Annotated in this window: 13 protein-coding genes; all 13 read right to left on the reverse strand. The window is 44.2% G+C overall.

Annotated elements, in window-relative coordinates:
* Window positions 1-412: 412 nt before the first annotated feature.
* Complete coding sequence (locus I5907_RS13555) at window positions 413-979, reverse strand: pentapeptide repeat-containing protein (protein ID WP_196991352.1); 567 nt, start codon at window positions 977-979, stop codon at window positions 413-415.
* Between the two features lie 12 nt (window positions 980-991).
* Complete coding sequence (locus tag I5907_RS13560) at window positions 992-1,486, reverse strand: DinB family protein (RefSeq protein WP_196991353.1); 495 nt, start codon at window positions 1,484-1,486, stop codon at window positions 992-994.
* A 20-nt stretch (window positions 1,487-1,506) separates the two neighbouring features.
* Window positions 1,507-2,133, reverse strand: a complete 627-nt coding sequence (locus I5907_RS13565) for a class I SAM-dependent methyltransferase (RefSeq protein ID WP_196991354.1) — start codon at window positions 2,131-2,133, stop codon at window positions 1,507-1,509.
* Window positions 2,134-2,196: 63 nt separating this feature from the next.
* Window positions 2,197-4,083, reverse strand: a complete 1,887-nt coding sequence (locus I5907_RS13570) for a BamA/TamA family outer membrane protein (RefSeq protein WP_231402107.1) — start codon at window positions 4,081-4,083, stop codon at window positions 2,197-2,199.
* A 383-nt stretch (window positions 4,084-4,466) separates the two neighbouring features.
* Window positions 4,467-6,197, reverse strand: a complete 1,731-nt coding sequence (locus I5907_RS13575; protein WP_196991355.1) for a HAMP domain-containing sensor histidine kinase — start codon at window positions 6,195-6,197, stop codon at window positions 4,467-4,469.
* Between the two features lie 31 nt (window positions 6,198-6,228).
* Window positions 6,229-7,356 (reverse strand): sensor protein KdpD, encoded by a 1,128-nt coding sequence (locus tag I5907_RS13580; protein ID WP_196991356.1) that lies wholly within the window; start codon window positions 7,354-7,356, stop codon window positions 6,229-6,231.
* Window positions 7,357-7,553: 197 nt separating this feature from the next.
* A complete protein-coding gene (locus I5907_RS13585) occupies window positions 7,554-8,636 on the reverse strand; it encodes a porin (protein ID WP_196991357.1) in 1,083 nt (360 codons plus the stop codon).
* Window positions 8,637-8,713: 77 nt separating this feature from the next.
* A complete protein-coding gene (locus I5907_RS13590; protein ID WP_196991358.1) occupies window positions 8,714-9,277 on the reverse strand; it encodes a K(+)-transporting ATPase subunit C in 564 nt (187 codons plus the stop codon).
* A 168-nt stretch (window positions 9,278-9,445) separates the two neighbouring features.
* Window positions 9,446-11,500, reverse strand: coding sequence for a potassium-transporting ATPase subunit KdpB (kdpB, locus tag I5907_RS13595; protein WP_196991359.1), 2,055 nt, complete (start codon window positions 11,498-11,500; stop codon window positions 9,446-9,448).
* A gap of 183 nt (window positions 11,501-11,683) precedes the next feature.
* On the reverse strand, window positions 11,684-13,399 hold the full coding sequence (kdpA, locus tag I5907_RS13600) for a potassium-transporting ATPase subunit KdpA (protein WP_196991360.1): 1,716 nt from the start codon (window positions 13,397-13,399) through the stop codon (window positions 11,684-11,686).
* A gap of 58 nt (window positions 13,400-13,457) precedes the next feature.
* Complete coding sequence (gene kdpF / locus I5907_RS22005) at window positions 13,458-13,538, reverse strand: K(+)-transporting ATPase subunit F (RefSeq protein ID WP_196992443.1); 81 nt, start codon at window positions 13,536-13,538, stop codon at window positions 13,458-13,460.
* Between the two features lie 400 nt (window positions 13,539-13,938).
* A complete protein-coding gene (locus tag I5907_RS13610) occupies window positions 13,939-15,279 on the reverse strand; it encodes a sigma-54-dependent transcriptional regulator (RefSeq protein ID WP_196991361.1) in 1,341 nt (446 codons plus the stop codon).
* A gap of 369 nt (window positions 15,280-15,648) precedes the next feature.
* Window positions 15,649-17,613, reverse strand: coding sequence for a DUF5689 domain-containing protein (locus I5907_RS13615; RefSeq protein WP_196991362.1), 1,965 nt, complete (start codon window positions 17,611-17,613; stop codon window positions 15,649-15,651).
* Between the last annotated feature and the right edge of the window lie 15 nt (window positions 17,614-17,628).

Below are 17,628 nucleotides of genomic sequence, written 5' to 3' on the forward strand. Positions count from 1 at the left end.
CGGCTTTACTTTCCGCGTAAACTCAGTTGCTCTTAAACGCACAGTAAAATTGAAGGGTTGTAAAAACCGTACAAATGGTTGCGTCTGCCATTATTCATTACACTGAGTGCTGGTAAAATTCTTCTTTTGGCGGTAGCCTGTGCCTATGTTGAAAATGAAATTAATGATGGTGTCATGTATAGCATTTCATGGCATCGCCTGTTGCCACGCTCGGTTCAGGGTTCCTCTTTTATGGCGGCTGCGGCGTTCCGGCTGTTTAACGGCGTGGTAATGCCAGCCGTATGTGTACAAGACAGTTCATTTTTTACCGGCACAGGTTTATAACAACAGATCGCACAAGCTGCCATAAAAACGGTACGCACAAGTGAGTGACACAACAGGCGATGCCACATGTACCAAAGCCGGTAACGTACTATCCTTTTATCCTGATATCGTATTTGCCCAGTAAGGCCAGCACAGCAGGCGCAGAAAAGCTTGCTTTTTTTATTTTATTCTTTTCGGGGTCAAAAGCATAATTGTAAGCGGTGGTGAGATCAGCTCTTTCAAGAATCGTCTCGTCAAAATTTGCATCTCTAAAATCGCATTCGTTGAAAATACATGCTGTAAGATCTGTGGCTGTAAAGTCTACCCCGTGCAGTTGCGTGTGTGAGAAATTTGTTTGTTTAATCCTGGTTTTGTAAAAAGAAGAGTGGTTAAGCAGGCAGTGATCAAACGAGAACTGCAATCCAAAAGCGTTACAATCGTCGAACCGCAGACCAAACATCTTGCATGCCTTAAATACCACATCCCTGAAAATGGTATCACCCAGTTTGGCAAGGCTTAGGTTGCACCCGTCAAAAATACAATCTATAAAAAGGCTTCCGCTAAGATTTGTTTCAGAAAGGTCGCAGTTATTAAACACACAATTATCATACTCCGCCCTGGTAAAACCGGTTTCTTTAAAAAAGATCTTGTCAAAAGTTTTGTCCTGGTATTCCATAAAAATCCTGTGTTAAAGCCGGTATTTTTCCCGCAAAACGTTGATGTGGTGCAGCTCGTGGCCAATGGTTGCTTTGAGAAAATCTTCTACTGTAAGCTCGTATTTCCAGGCTGTGCCGGTAAGCTGCAATTGCTCGGTTGTAAGCGAATGGATAAAGCTGTTGGTTGCATTGCGTACATTCTCCAGGTCATCTACAATATGTTCAAAAGCCAGCGCATTGTAAGAGCTGTTTGCTACAAAAAGTTCCTGGTTGTAGCCGGCCAGCAGGGTCTGGTCTTTACGGCTAAAACGCAGGGCGCGGTACATCATGATGCGTTCATGATCTGCTATATGACCAATGATTTGTTTTACAGTCCATTTGCCAGGCTCGTACGTGTATTGAGACTGCTGTTCATTGATCGTTCTAAACCAGTGTATGCCCGTTTTTTGTGCAAATAATTTTTTATAGTCTTTGCCTTCCACCAGTTCTATATAGTAAGGAAAGCCATCGTTTATTGTGTATTTCATAAAGGTCTTTTTGGTATGTTTTATACTGCTTTACAAAGCATGGTAAAGAGGCGCGGCAGGGTAGTGCGGTCGTTGTTGTCGAAATACTCATTTATGGTAACAATAGCCAGATTGTTTTGTACTGCAAGGCTGGTAAAATCTGATATGTTGTGGTTATAACAGTTTACTACCTGCACACCATCGGCTGTTTCAAACCTTGCCTTGCTGCCTGTATATTGTTTAAACGGGTGCAACTCGCTGATGTAAAGATGCCCGCCGTGTTTCAAATGCCTCCGTACTTCTTTAAAAATATGGCCCAGCTCTTCAATATGCTCGAGTATAAGGCTAAACCCAATAAGGTCAAACTGTTTATTGGTAAAGGTCCACGGTTTGGTAATATCAGCCTGTATAAAAGTTACGTTGCTGCTGCTGATCTTTTCCTTTGCCTTCAGCAACATGGCTGCTGAAAGGTCTGCGGCAACTATTTCAGAAGCTTTTGTAACCAGCCATGCTGTATTTTTTCCCGTACCGCAGCCAATTTCCAGGCAGCGCTCAAATGCAATGCCGCCAAGTGTTTCGCGCAGGGAAACAGCTTCGAGGTCCCGGGTTTTATTGTCATTGCTGTCGTATTGCGAAGCCCAATGATCATAAGCATCCTGAACATTCATAACATTGTTTTTACCAGCGCAATTTATTGAAGTAATCTACACAAAGAATCATGAAAACGGAGATCAGAAAATATTGTTGATGTCATCATTGTTCAGCTGTATAATATCGGGCGCTTTTACATAGCTGTTGTTATAACGAAACCTGATGTTTGCCGCAATCGTTATCCTGAATGCTTCTTCATTAATCTTTCTGGGAAAATAGGCCAGCCTGAACTCCACAGTGTTAAACACGAGGTTCTCGTTACGTATGCGCATGCCCGATCCCAGGCCGTAATACAGGTCTGTTTTTGCAAAATTTTGTTTTTCGGGTGTAAGGGCTGCAGCATCTGCAAATGCAAAAGGGGAAAGCTTAAAGCCGAAGATCTTTGTGTTAAGAAAGAAAAAGGTTTCTGAGTGAAAGCTGATGCGCTGGTCACCCCTTGCAGAATCGGAGCCAAAATAACGCAGGCCAAAAGGGTTATTGATCGTAAGCGGGTCAAGCCCCACGCGGTTGATTTGTTTGGTATAGCTTAGCCTTACATACTGCCTTATCTTCATGTGCCTGAAGTTGAAAAGCGGGCTGAACATACTGCCACCGGCAAGAACGCTTGCATCCTGCATACGGCCGCCATTTAAAAAGCCACCCGTACGCAGGAAGTACTGCGTAAAAAATCCGCGGTCACTTGCTATATACCGGTTGGCATCTATACCAACATATGGCCTTGTAAGATCATTTTGTTTATACCAGCCCGCAGTAAAAGCAATGTTGTAACCATAAGGTATGTCTTCTGTGGTACCAAAGCCAAATATGTAGTTCGCCTTGTAAAAGTTCTGCCTGAAGAATGTAAACTGGGCCAGCATTGCCTGCCTGTTATCGTACCTGAAATTATATTTCTGCCACACGGGCAGTGGCCTCTGGTCGAAGTTGTAATTGAAATACCTGCCACTTAAAAAGAACCGGTTTGTATAGGCTTTGTTTTTTGGGTATGTTTTTATGCCAAGGTTGTAACCAAGCCATGCATCGTATACGTTATAGGTATAGCCATAAAAAGAGCTGTCCGGGCGCTGGTAAGCGTTTTCGCTCTGGTTATGCCCCACCGTTACGGCGCCTGCCATGTGCGAATACTGCGATACCAATGGTCTTTCGATATTAAACAGCCACGCATTTTCCGATTCAAGCCCCTGGCTGAGATCTGGTTTTATCTTACTCAGTATGGCCGTGGCATTGATAAACGTATTGGCAATATTATTTTTCCTGTACAGTACTTCATAACCAAAGCCCGGCCGGCGGTCTTTAGACCATAGGGCCGTAAACTGCACACGCTGGCCCATACCCGCAACATTTGCGTCTGCAATACGAGCTTTAACTTTACCGGTGCTCAGGTCATTCAGCTCGCCGGTAAGACTAAAAAAATCTTTGGTGATCACGTAAACATCCACAGAATCTTTTTGGTGTGGTATACGCCGCACAAAAATGCGCACGTCCTGTATAAATTCCAGCGAACGCAGGTGGCGTTCATTGTCTGCCATGCGGTAGGGGTCTATTGCGGTAGATTCTTTTATAAAAAGATTGTTGCGTATTACCCAGTCTCTTGTATCGTGGTGCAGGCGGTTGAGCAGGCGGGTGCCGTAGTAGTCAACCGGCTTCGAGGTGTCGGCGAAATTTCTTTCAAACCCGTATGTATTGATGTAAATGTTCCTGATGATCTTGCCCTGGTACGGTAAAAACTGCAACTCACTACGGGCATTTAATACATTGCTTTCTTTTGCAGAATCCGGCGATGATTTTTTTACGGCATTCAATGCAAGCCTTAAAATGTTCGAGCTCCTCGGTTGGGTACTATCATCGTCATCATTGTCTTTGTCCTGCGCAAAACCGCTTTCACAACACAATAAAACAGCAAACAACACAAACCATGTGTGCAACATTTGTCTTAAACCAAAGCTACCGTAGCAACCTGCTGTCTTCATGTGGTGTAAAGTTCATGAAAACTATATGCAATAGAAAAGCCAAATTACAAAGGCAATGATGTACCCGGCTGTATTACTACTATTATACACCTGTTGCGTCGCACTCTTGTACGGCAGAATCTTTATGCAGCAAGGGTGCTGCCCGGCTGCATGGTACCCGGGCTGGTTATTCGTGCCGCTTTTTTTTACTGGATGTGTAAATATTGCTACAGCCACTGTGCAATGTACAGGGAAGATTGCAACAAGCGTGAGACACGCATTTATAAGACGATTGTAAAAGTGCAGCCCTGCAGTTGCCATAAAAACGGAACCCTGAAGTGAGTGACACAACAGGCGATGCCCAATGAATAATTGCCGGCAAACAAATGCATTTACCGGCCTTGCTACGCCGTTACATTTTGCAAAACGATCGTAAAGGTGCTGCCTGAACCAAGATCGCTTTCTACCGCCAGGTGCCCGCCCTGTGCTTCTATAAATTCTTTGCTGATACTGAGGCCAAGGCCGGTGCCTTCTTTTTTGCTTCCCGGCACTTTAAAGTAGCGGTCAAAGATTTTGTGTACATACTGAGGCGGAATGCCCTGGCCGCTGTCTTTTACAACAAACTTTGTGGTGCTGCCTTCCTGTGTTACATTTATAAAAATCGTGGCATATTCGTACGAGTAGCGAATGGCATTGGAGATAAGGTTATTCAGCACCCACGCGGTTTTTTCTGTATCGGCCAATACCTTTTTTGCGTCAGCCGGTACGGATACATCGAGCTTTATATGCTTTGCATCGGCGGCTGTTTTGTTGGCATTTACTGCATAGCCGATGATCTCGGCAGGTTCGCCCGGCATCACAGACAATTGTATGCTGCCGCTTTCTACCTGTGTCATGTTTAGCAGTTCACCTGTTATTTTTAGCAAACGGCTGGCATCATCTTTTATGCTTTCCAGCAGGCTTTGCTGTTCTTCGTTTAGCAAACCAACCTGTTTATTTTCGAGCAACTGCACACTCATTTTTATAGCAGAGATTGGTGTTTTTAATTCGTGCGATACGGTTGCAATAAAATTTGTTTTGGCAAAATCCAGTTCTTTATAAGGCGTTACATTGCGGAGCATTATTACATTGCCGATCAGTTTTTCTGCCGTTTCGCCGGTAGGTACAATGTTGATGGGAATAATCTCTTTTTCAAAATAACTTTCTTTATTATCGGCGAAAATCTTTACCGGCGCAGTGTGTGGCAGTTGCTCACTGCTAAAAAGGTCCTGGATCAGTGATCTCACCAGGTCGTTGCGCACGGCTATGTCCTGCGCAGGTTTGCCCAGGGTGTCGGTATTTTGTAAACCGGTAATCTGCAGGGCAACATTGTTCATAAAAAGAATATTCTTTTGTTCATCGAGCCCAATTACGGGGTCCGTCATATTGTTGATCAGTGTTTCAATCCGTTTCTTTTCGATCATCAGCTTTTCCAGGTTGCTGGCTTTGTATTCTTCCAGTTTTTTGGCCATGGTGTTGAAGGCACGGGCAAGATCTCCAAACTCGTTTTGCTTATCGAAATGCACCCGGCGGGAATAATTCTGCGCAGCTATTTCCTGTATGCTTTCAGTCAGTTCTTTAATGGGGTCTGCAACATTACCAGGCAGGTTAATGAGCAGTGTAAACGCTATTAAAAAACAAATGCCGCCCGTAATGCCGATCCATACAAAGGCATTGTCAACTGTTTTTTCTGCCACGTTACTTTTACGCTGAATGGCTTCCATGTTCAGCAACATAATATCTGTAACATCTTTGTGCAATGCTTTTTGCAGGCCGCCATCAGCAAAGTTTTGCAGCAGTTGTTTGTAGTGTTGCGTTAGCTGCATGGTTAGTTCCTGCTCGCCCGGTTCTGTTACGTTGGCCTGTTGTTTTGCAAGGTTTTCATAGAAGGTGGCTGCATTTGCCGGATCGGTAAGATCGTTGTTGAGCGCAATCAGCATTTTGCGGGAGTAGTCTATGGTGTTGTAATTGGCAACAAGAATATTTTTGGTATCAGCAGACAACCTGTTTACGAAAATGGTACTTAGTATGGTAAGCAACGTTATCATGGTAAACAATATGCCCAGGCCGAGGAAAAGTTTTATTTTGATCTTCATATTTCTGCGTTGTGGCTGCAACAAAGTTCTGTTAACTAAGTATTACAAGGTCAATATCTGTCAAAGAAAGCTTTCTCAATAGTTCATTGAATACATTGGTGGCTAAGATCACTTTCAGCAGGTTCAGGTGCGGTTTGCCAATAGAAATGGTGGTGATGTTTCGCTCTTCTGCCTGTTCAATAATGGCCCTTGCCACATTGGGGTTTTCTACTTTAATAATTTCTGCGCCAAGTTCTGTGGCCAGTTTAAAATTATTGATGAGGTACCGCTGTTTATCCAGTGCAATCCTGTTTACACTTTCAGCAGGCGTTTGTACATACAGCACGTACCATTTGCTGTTATAGTAATTAGCCAGTCGCGCTGTTTTACGGATGACTGTTTTTGCAGTCGTTTCATTGCTGCTGATGCAGGCCAGGAAACGCTCGTGTTTTACAGCATAATTTTTTGTAATCTCAGTTTCAACCTTTCGCTCCACATGGCCCGCCACTTCTTTAAGTGCCAGTTCTCTTAATTGGAGTATGTGTTCACTTTTAAAAAAGTTGCTGAGTGCAGCGGCAATCTTGCCGGCTTCGTAGATCTTTCCTTCCTTCAGCCGGGTGATCAGTTCATCGGCGGTAAGATCAATGTTCACCACTTCGTCTGCCTGGGCCACCACACTGTCTGGTATGCGTTCTTTTACTTCTATGCCGGTGATGTCTTTTACTTCATCATTCAGGCTTTCGATGTGTTGTATATTTACGGCACTGATTACATTGATGCCTGCTTCAAGAATGTCCAGCACATCCTGCCAGCGCTTTTCATTTTTACTGCCTTCAATATTGGTATGTGCCAGTTCATCTACAATAACCACTTCAGGCCGTAAACTAATTACGGCCTGTACATCCAGTTCCTCCAGTTCTTTGCCTTTGTAAAATAATTTCCTGCGGGGTATCAGGGGCAGCCCATCGAGCAATGAATGTGTTTCTTTCCTGTTGTGTGTTTCTATGTACCCGATCTTTACATCTATGCCATTGCGCAGCAATGCATGTGCTTCCTGCAGCATGCGGTAGGTTTTACCTACACCTGCACTCATGCCTATGTAGATTTTAAATTTGCCTTTTCTTGATTTTTTTATCAGCTCAAGAAAATGCTGCACGTTGTTTTCTTTGTCGTTTGTCATTTTGTTACCAGGCTTTAGTGGTACTGTTAAGCGGTTGTTGCGTCGCACTCTTCAACTGCAGGAACCATACTCAACAAATGCGAAAACCGAAGTGAAGATTGACCGGTAATCTTCTCCGAATTTGCATCATATAATAAAACTGCCCTTTCATGGAAATGAATACGCAGTAGTAGTTTCAAACCAAAATTTTTACGCAGTTAAAAACCAACGCAAAGGCTTGTTGTTAAGAACAAGCTGTTGTTTGTAACCTCGTTGTTTTGTTTAATGAAATAGTTGTCTTTGCCATGCAGGCTGCGCAATTCAATACGCCATAATGCATTTTCCAATAGCTTTCGGTCGTAGTTAATGCTCCACCCGAAAGTCCGGAAGCCGTTGGGCGTATTGCTTGGCACGATTACGCCGTTTACATCGCGGTAATATTCTCCTCTTAGTGCGATGGCATTTTTTTCATTTGGTACAATGCTCACAATAATTACAGGCGAATACCAATGGTTCATTTCTGAAGTGCCTTTTGCTTGTTGCTCCATGCCATAATCGAAACCTGCTGTTATGCCTATTTTACCTGATAGCCGGAAGATGCCATAAAAGTTCTGGAAATAGCGCATTTGTTTTACACTATCCGGCTTGTCGTTGCCGGCAAATGTGCTGTAATTGAGTGTTACTTTTTCAGAAGGCTTGTAAGTAACCTGTGTGCCAAAAGCCGGCGTTGTATTACCATCTACGCGCTGAATGCGTTGCCAGCCGTTCAGCAACAAAGCACTCAGAAACCATTTACTGTCTGGTGATGTATAGCCAAGCTTTGCACCCGTTTCAAAATATGGAGAGTTTTCTGCCAGCAGGCTCCGGGTTAGTGTTGGGCAGTCTTTGCCAACGGCGCTCTCAAAGCCAATATGGGAACTGAAGATGCCTGCATCTAACCAGAGCTCGCTTTTCTTTGACAACTTAATACCTGCATTGGCTTCATAAATGTTTTTGAGTACACCCTGTTCTGCTGCATAATTGGCATTTACATATGTTCCGGCAGCCAGGGCAAGATTTGCACGCACGCTTTCGGTATTATACGCGGCTTTTATGAAACCTATATTCAGGTTTATTTCATTGTTCCTGTTGTAACTGTATAGAAAGCCTGCCCCGGTATTGTTGACCGGTTTATTAAAGTCATAACTGTAGTAAACTTCTGTATAACCGCTTATGGTAAGCGGGTTTGTTTTTGTGCTGTCCTGTGCAAATACTGATGCTGAGATGGCAGTGGTGACTGCGGTAATGAGTAGTGATTTCATGATTTTGATCGATTCTTTGTGTTAGCTATACAACATGATCTGGTGCGCAGTAAGCATCATAATGTTTACATGTAGTTTTATTGTAACTGATCCAATGCCGCGTTTAGTTTAAGCACATTTACTTTAGATGGGCCGAATAATCCTAACAATGGTTCTTGGGTTTGCTGATCGATGAGCCGGATGATTTTCTGTTCATCTATCTTTCTTGTTGCCGCGATTCGTTTTGCCTGTATTCTGGCCGCAGCAGGCGAAAGGTCAGGATCGAGCCCGCTGCCCGAAGCAGTAACAAGCTCTGCGGGTATCTGTTCTTTTTGTACACCGGGATTATGTGCCAGGAATGTATCTATTCTTTCGTGTACAGTTTGAAGGTAATCGGGGTTGCCCGGCCCTTTGTTGGAACCTGCTGAACCTGCAGCATTGTAATCTACAGCAGAAGGCCTGCTCCGGAAATATTTGTCCGCGGTAAAGCGCTGGCCAATATTAGCGTAGCCAACTATCTTCCCGTTCACTGTAACGGTTTCACCTTTGCCACCACCGGGTGCGAATTTTGCAATGCCTGCAATGACCAGCGGGTAAACAGCAGCACACAACACAATCATTACTAAAGTAAGCTTGAGTGATTGCATTATATATTTTTTCATGGTTCTATTTTTTTAAATGTTGAATGCATTGCAGCAAGGTGATGAAGACCGTGTTTAAGCGTTTTGCCGCATATGCAGTATCGTTGTTGAATAAGGAGACAGGCGTACAAGTGAGTGACACAACCACAGCCCAATAGTACCACTGGCGCCTTGGCCACACCTATAAAATTACATTACCAGTGCGAGCAGCATATCTATCAGTTTTATGCCGATAAACGGAACGATAACGCCGCCAACACCGTAGATCAATAAATTTCTTCTGAGTAAAGCGCTTGCGCCGATTGGTTTATAGCGCACACCTTTCAATGCCAGCGGAATCAGTATCGGGATGATGATGGCGTTAAAGATGACCGCAGATAAGATGGCGCTTTCAGGGCTTTTCAGATGCATGATGTTGAGCGCCTGCAACGCCGGTATGGATGTAATGAACAATGCCGGAACGATAGCAAAATATTTTGCCACATCATTGGCGATGGAGAATGTGGTGAGCGTACCGCGTGTCATTAATAACTGCTTACCGATCTCAACCACTTCGATCAGTTTTGTGGGATCGTTATCAAGGTCTACCATGTTGCCCGCTTCTTTGGCAGCCTGTGTGCCGCTATTCATGGCTACGCCAACATCAGCCTGTGCCAGTGCAGGTGCATCGTTGGTGCCATCACCCATCATAGCCACCAGTTTGCCGCTATGCTGCTCCTGTTTAATATAGTTCATTTTATCTTCAGGCCTGGCTTCTGCAATAAAGTCATCCACACCGGCTTTGCCGGCAATAAATTTTGCGGTCAATGGATTGTCTCCGGTAACCATGACGGTTTTTACACCCATCTTGCGCAAGCGTTCAAAACGCTCCTGTATGCCGGGTTTGATGATATCCTGCAATTCAATAACACCAAGAGCGTGGTTATTGCTGCTTACCACCAGCGGGGTGCCGCCGTTCTCTGCAATGTCATTTGTCTTACTGAGTATTTCTGCAGGAAAGTTGTTGCCTGCTTTTTCTACTTTGTTCCTGATAGCATCGTATGCGCCTTTACGTACCTGTACGCCCGCAATGTCTACACCGCTGCTTCTTGTTTCGGCAGTAAAGGGTATAAAGTGTACTTTATGCTCCTGCAGGGCAGGTTTTTTAAAACCCTGTTGTTCTGCCAGTTCAATAATTGATTTGCCTTCGGGTGTTTCATCTGCCAGCGATGAAAGTACGCAGGCTTCTATAAACGCTTTAGTGTTTGTGCCGGATGCCGGCCAGAAGTTGGTAGCCTTCCTGTTGCCGATGGTTATGGTGCCGGTTTTATCAAGCAGCAGGGTGTCTATGTCACCGGCAGTTTCTACTGCTTTACCACTTTTGGTAATAACGTTTGCCCGCAATGCCCTGTCCATACCCGCAATACCTATTGCACTCAGCAAACCGCCAATGGTCGTAGGAATCAGGCACACATACAAAGACACAAAGGCCGCGATGGTAATAGGTGTATTGGCATAGTCGGCAAATGGTTTAAGGGTAACACACACGATCAGGAAGATCAATGTAAAGCTTGCCAGCAGTATAGTGAGCGCAATTTCATTAGGCGTTTTCTGCCTGGATGCACCTTCTACCAGCGCGATCATTTTATCGAGAAAACTTTCGCCGGGTTCTGTTGTAACACGCACTTTAATATGATCGCTCAATACTTTGGTGCCACCGGTCACAGAGCTTTTGTCGCCACCTGCTTCTCTTATCACGGGTGCACTTTCTCCGGTGATGGCACTTTCATCAATGGTAGCAAGTCCTTCCACGATTTCACCATCCATCGGTATTGTATCGCCGGCATCGCACACAAAATAATCTCCTTTCTTTAATTGCGAAGAGGGCACTTCTTTGATCTCGTTGGTAAACATTTCCCCCACCACGAATACTTTTTTTGCGGGTGTATCTTCCCTTGTCTTACGCAGGCTGTCTGCCTGCGCTTTACCCCTTGCTTCGGCAATTGCTTCCGCAAAATTGGCAAAGAGCACTGTTAAGAACAGAATGGCAAACACCACCAGGTTGTACGCAAGGCTACCCTGCGATTGCTCACCGGTAATAATCCATACACACACCGCCAGCATTACAATAGTGCCCACGTATACGGTAAACATCACCGGGTTTTTGACCATGGTGCCCGGTTTTAGTTTGATAAAAGATTCTTTCAACGCATCTTTTACAAGAGATGCTTCAAACAATTTCATTGTTTTGTTATGAGAAGACATGATAATTTTTTTATTGTTCAACTGTATTACTACTATCGGCTGCTGTTGTGTCACTCACTTGTACGTTCAGAACTTTATTCAGCAAGGGGCGGTCATCGCACCAGTTCAATAAAGCTTCAGGCGCTGAAGAGTGCGACGCAACGGAAGCCTCATAGCAGTGCTGTTGCCGGGTTCATAATGCTTTTATTGCATACTAAAATATTCTGCTATTGGGCCTAATACCAGCGGCGGGAAATAAGACAACGCTGTCAGGATGATCACTACCGCAAACGTCATTAAACCGAATGTGAGCGAATCAACTTTCAATGTGCCCGAAGACTCCGGTATGTATTTCTTCCTGGCCAGCAGGCCTGCAATAGCGATGGGGCCAATAATTGGCAGAAAGCGACCCAGAATCATTACGATGCCGGTGCTTACATTCCACCATATATTGTTGTCTCCAAGACCTTCAAAACCGCTGCCGTTATTGGCATTTGAAGAAGTGTACTCGTAGAGCATTTCTGAAAAGCCGTGATAGCCCGGGTTATTCAGCCAGTTAGCAGGTTGTACGGCCCAATCAGCACTGCCATGCTGTGTAAAAATGTAGGCTGCCAATGCCGTTCCGCCTTTGATAAGAAAAGCAGACAGTAGCGTTACCAGTGCCGCAATCTTTACTTCCCTTGCTTCAACTTTATGACCCATAAATTCGGGTGTGCGGCCTACCATAAGCCCGGCAATAAATACCGCTATAATGATGTAGATATAATAGTTGAGAATACCTACACCACAACCACCATAAAATGCATTGATGAGCATACCGAGCATCTGCATCATACCGGAGAGCGGCATAGCGCTGTCGTGCATAGAGTTAACCGAGCCTGTTGAAATGATGGTGGTAACAATACTCCAGTAGCCCGAAGCTGCAGGGCCAAACCTTACTTCCTTACCTTCCATTGCGCCGGTTGGCTGTGCAACACCAAGGTGTGCAATTGCCGGGCTGCCCTGTATTTCCCAGTTGATAGTTGGCACCACGAGTATAAGCATACCAACAGTCATTACTCCAAAAATTACATATGCCAGCTTTTTTCGTTTGATGTAAAAGCCCAGCGCGAAGATCATGGCCATGGGGATTAACACCTGTACAACCATCTCCAGCATGTTGGTAAAGTAATTGGGGTTTTCCAGCGGGTGCGCAGCGTTTGCACCAAACCAGCCGCCACCATTTGTACCAAGGTGTTTGATGGCAATCATGCCTGCTGCAGGGCCACGTGATACGTTTACTGTATCGCCCTGAAGTGTGGTGATGGTGTCTTTGCCGTCATAGCTTGCAGGCGTGCCGTTGAAGGCCAGTAGTATTGCCACCACAAACGACAGCGGTAATAAAAGCCGCGTAATAGACTTTGTAAAGATGCTCCAGAAGTTGCCAAGGTTATTGGTCGTTTTCTCCCTTATGCCGTTAAATACGGCCACTGCACACGCTATGCCTGTTGCGGCACTCACAAACTGCAGGAATGTTATTACAAACAATTGCGTAAAATAGGTAAGGCCACTCTCACCGGAATAGTGTTGCAGGTTACAGTTAACCATAAAACTGATGGCCGTATTGAATGCGAGGTCAGGTGTCTGATCAGGATTGCCATCGGGATTTAACGGCAAATGTGATTGAAACAATAACATGAAAAATGCATAAACAACCCAGAGCATATTGATGGTAAGCATGGCTTTCAGAAACTGTTTCCAGTCCATGCTTTCGTTGGGGTTTATACCACAAAAGCGAAAAATAAAACGTTCGGCGGGCGATATAAAGTCCAGGAGCGTTTTTTCTCCGCTGAACATTTTGGCCATGTATTTCCCCAGCGGAAAAGCCAGCAACACGGTAATGAGAAAGGTGACAATGACTCCTGTTAATTCAGTATTCATAAATATAAAAATGTAAGATGTGTTATATAGGATTGTACCATGTATGCAGTGACGGTGGTTAGAATTTTTCTGGTTTTATCAGCACATACAGAAGGTATATAAACACAGCAATGGATAAAATAAAAAGCACAGAGATCATAATGTGTAAGTTTAAAATGCTTATATCTTCTCAAAAAAATCAATAGATCTGAAAAAAATGATAAAGCAGACGATAAGCGCTGCAAGAAGGATAATTGTTAACATGGTGTTTGATTAGTTGATTAACCTGAATAAAATACCGGCCAACGCCATTAGCATAAAAAGACCATGTACCAGTTGCGGAGGTTTCAGTTTCCTGCGGATGATTGTTGCAAACTTTGTCATAAAATGTATTTGCAGCTTAATGCCAAAACCAGTGCCGCGCAGAGATAGCAGGGGAGTGCACGGTGTTGAAATGCATGTACAGTAAGGGTTATGTGTCTTTTTTACATGCGTAGTTAAATTTTGCAAAAAAGAAAACCCTTTCATTTTGAAAGGGTCAATACTATCGTTTTGAAAGCCTAACTGATCTTGTATTCGTCCAGCTTGCGGTACAGGGTGGTAAGTGCAATGTTCAGCAACCGGGCTGTTTCTGTTTTATTGCCATTGGTATAATTGAGTACTTTTTGTATGTGCAGTTTTTCGGCACTTGCAAGATCAAAGGCAGACAATGTTTTGCCCGTTGTGGTGTTGAACTGCTTAAACTCCGGCGGCAGCGTGTTACTTTCTATTTCGGCAGATGTGGCCAGTATAACGCTTCTTTCCACTACGTTTTTCAATTCGCGTATGTTACCGTTCCAGTGGTGTTGTTTTAATGCATCAATGTAAGCTTTTGAAAAAGTCAATGCTTTTTTATTGGCTTTGGCAGTAAAAAGCTTCAGGAAATAATTTGCCAGTTCTTCTATATCTGTTACACGTTCTCTCAGTGCCGGCAGCGCGATGGTAAACACCGCAATCCTGTAGTAGAGATCCTGCCTGAAATTGCCCGATTCTATTTCTCTCAGCAGGTCGCGGTTGGTGGCAGCAATAATCCGCACATCTGTTTTCACCGGTTTGCTGTCGCCAATTTTCAGGTATTCGCCGCTTTCCAGTACGCGTAATAATTTTGCCTGTAATTCCAGTGGCATCTCACCAATTTCATCAAGGAAAACAGTACCCTTGTTGGCTTCTTCAAAAATGCCTTTTGCATCTTTGAGTGCGCCGGTAAAAGCGCCGGCCTTATGGCCAAACAATTCGTTTTCGAGCAGGTCTTTTGTAAATGCTGCGCAGTTAATGGCAATAAAGTTTTGTTTGCTCCTGTTACCAGCATTATGAATGGCCTGCGCAAAAACCTCTTTGCCTGTACCCGTTTCACCCGTAAGCAAAACGGCTGCATCTGTGGCCGCTACTTTTTCTGCGGCATCAATAGCCGCTTTTACCAGCTTTGATTTTCCAAGTATATTGCCAAATGAATATTTCCTGCCCAGTTGCGCTTCCAGTTGCGCCACGCGTTTGGTAAGTGCTGCTTTCTGCATGGCGTTGTGCAGCAGCGGAATAATTTTATTGTTATCGTCTCCTTTGGTAATGTAATCAAATGCACCGTTTTTTATAGCCTGCACGCCATCTGCAATATTACCATAAGCAGTAAGCAGAATTACTTCTGAGAAAGGGCTTTTGTCTTTTATTTTTTTTACCAGCTCCACACCGTTTTCATCGGGCAGTTTTACATCGCACAACACTACATCTGCCGCACTTTGTTCCAGTTTTTTTAAACCTGTCCTGGCGTCTGCTGCCTGTAATACTTCAAAACCTTCCAGGCTTATAATTCTTGCCAGCAGCGTTCTTATTTTTTCTTCATCATCTATGATCAATACCAGGCTCATGACGTTCTTTTAGTAAGACAAAACTACAGCATTTGTACGTCGTTGATAATGCAGTTTTTGTAAATCAGCTAGCCAGCTGTGGTTTTATATGGCATCGCCTGTTGTGTCACTCACTTGTGCGTTCGGTTGTTATGGCGGCGGCTGCCGCGCATAAAAGCCGGTATTTTTTCGCAACGCTGCGGTTAACTTACCATACAGTCATTTACTGTAAAACAATACAACGTTGCACCCTTGACGCATCATGATATGCCGTACAAGTGAGTGACACAACAAAAGCTTAATAGTAGTAATGCAGCTAAGTACATGCATAAAAAAGGCCCCATTACTTCCGTAATGAAGCCCGAGGTTTGCTGGTCGAATTAACGCTCTTTAGCGTGTACCGAGATTGGTTACGTCATCAGTTGCCAGCACAACATCCCACTCTGAAACAGCCGATGATGACCAGTCAGGGTTACCCACATTATAAGTTGATTTTCGTCTTACCGTTTTATCTTTTGCTGCGCTTATATCGCCTGAGATTGTCCAGCTGGTTCCCGGATCAGTTCCTGCAGATCCAAATACATCTGTAATAATACCATTTTTTTCGAGTGTAACAGCATCGTTGCCATTAAAGTTGCAAACAGCCGAATTGTATGCGTTTATGCCGGCGGGCAGTGTTAACGATGCACCCGAGTATTTTAATACAACAATGCTTTTGGCAGGCAATGCAGGCAAGCCGGTAACTACATTGAGCACTGCAGTGGAAGACGCTGAACTGCTGCCGTTTGTATAAAGTTTCAGTGTGTATTTTGACAGGTCTGCGGCGTTTGTACCGGCATTGTACAGCTCAAGATATTTGTTGCCCGATGAACCTTCCACATATTCTGAAATGATGATGTTATCGTCAGATGGTGTAACTACACTGCCATCCGTAACATCGTTTATGTTCCTGATGATCATTTCCGCAGTACTGTTAAACATGAGGCAATAGCCGGTATATGTTTTTGCTTCAGCAGGCGTGGCATTGCCTGCAAAAGATGCGCCTGTGAGGGTGTATAAGGTGAGTGAGCCTGTTGCATCTGTCAACTTTTTATTACCGCTGAAAGTACCGGGCTCTGACGTTGCATCTTTCACGGTAACGAGTGTATATTCTATGCCGGGCAATTGCTCTTTTACCTGTTGAACTGTAAGTTCTTTTGGCAGCACGGTTTTGCCTGTGGCCAGTGCAGCAGCAGGTAAGTCTGACGCTGACAATGAAATTTCCATGGCGCCATTGTATTCCTGTAGTACGCCGCCGGCAACATCAATTACAAGTGAGTCCCCGGTATTAAATTTTGACGTGGTGGCACTGCTGCCAAAGTATAGTTTGATGCCGGCATCTTTATCCTGTACCACAATATTGCCGGCTGCTATATTTTTCGAAGTTGGATCAGAAATTACCACGCCGCTGATTTTATAGGCGCCCAGGGTAAGGCTGGTACCGTTGTAAAAACTTTTCAAAGTTTTGAGGTCGATTACTTCTCCCGTGCCGCCGGCGCCGCAACGGTTGTTATAAAATTTAACGTCAGCAGAATCACGTACATACAGTTGTTGTGTAGAGCCAAAAACAGTAAATACCGCGGTAATGGTGCCGTTTCCGTTGGGCACGTTGTACCCTGCAAAATCTGCGTAGCTGCTGTTGCGTAAGACAATAGGTTTGCCGGAGCAGCTTTGTAAAGTGAAATTAACAGCGCTTGAACTGAGGTCTGGTTTAGCAAATGTTTTTGCGGTATCTGTACCTGCAAATTCATAGTTGTCTAACTGTATCAATGTGTTCTGGTCTGCGTAATTATCCAGCTCTTCCACCTGTATAAGCTTTGGCGTAACTACGTTGTCTACGGTGCCTTTTATAAGATGCTCATCAATTAATGCGGAGGGAATATCATCGAGCCTTGGCGAAAAGCCGGAGTTGTCTATTCCACCGCCCAATTCAATGAGTTTATTATTGTCGCCCAGGAAAAGACCTTTCACTTTTATATACACCTTTCTGCCAACCGGGTAGCTTGTATAAAGGTCGTATGCATCCAGTTTAATGCTGATGCCGGCTGTTTCATCCTGTATCACGATTGTTTTGTAGAACTGGCCGCTCCTGTCATCAGCTATTACGATACCGCCAATTGTTTTGTCTTCGGTTATCTGTTCAAAACGGCCATAGGAATGCATTGCTTTTAGCTCGCTTATCGTAAGATCGGGTGTAATGTCTGGTGCTTTATAAACAGGTGGTTCATCAAACTTTTTATTACACGCAAAAGTGATGATACAGATTGCTGCAAGCAGTGAAGTTGCAAGTGAAAAAGATGATCTGTAATATTTCATATAAAAGGTTTAGAA

Origin of the sequence: Panacibacter microcysteis, from assembly GCF_015831355.1 — a bacterium.
In the GTDB taxonomy this organism is placed as follows: domain Bacteria; phylum Bacteroidota; class Bacteroidia; order Chitinophagales; family Chitinophagaceae; genus Panacibacter; species Panacibacter microcysteis.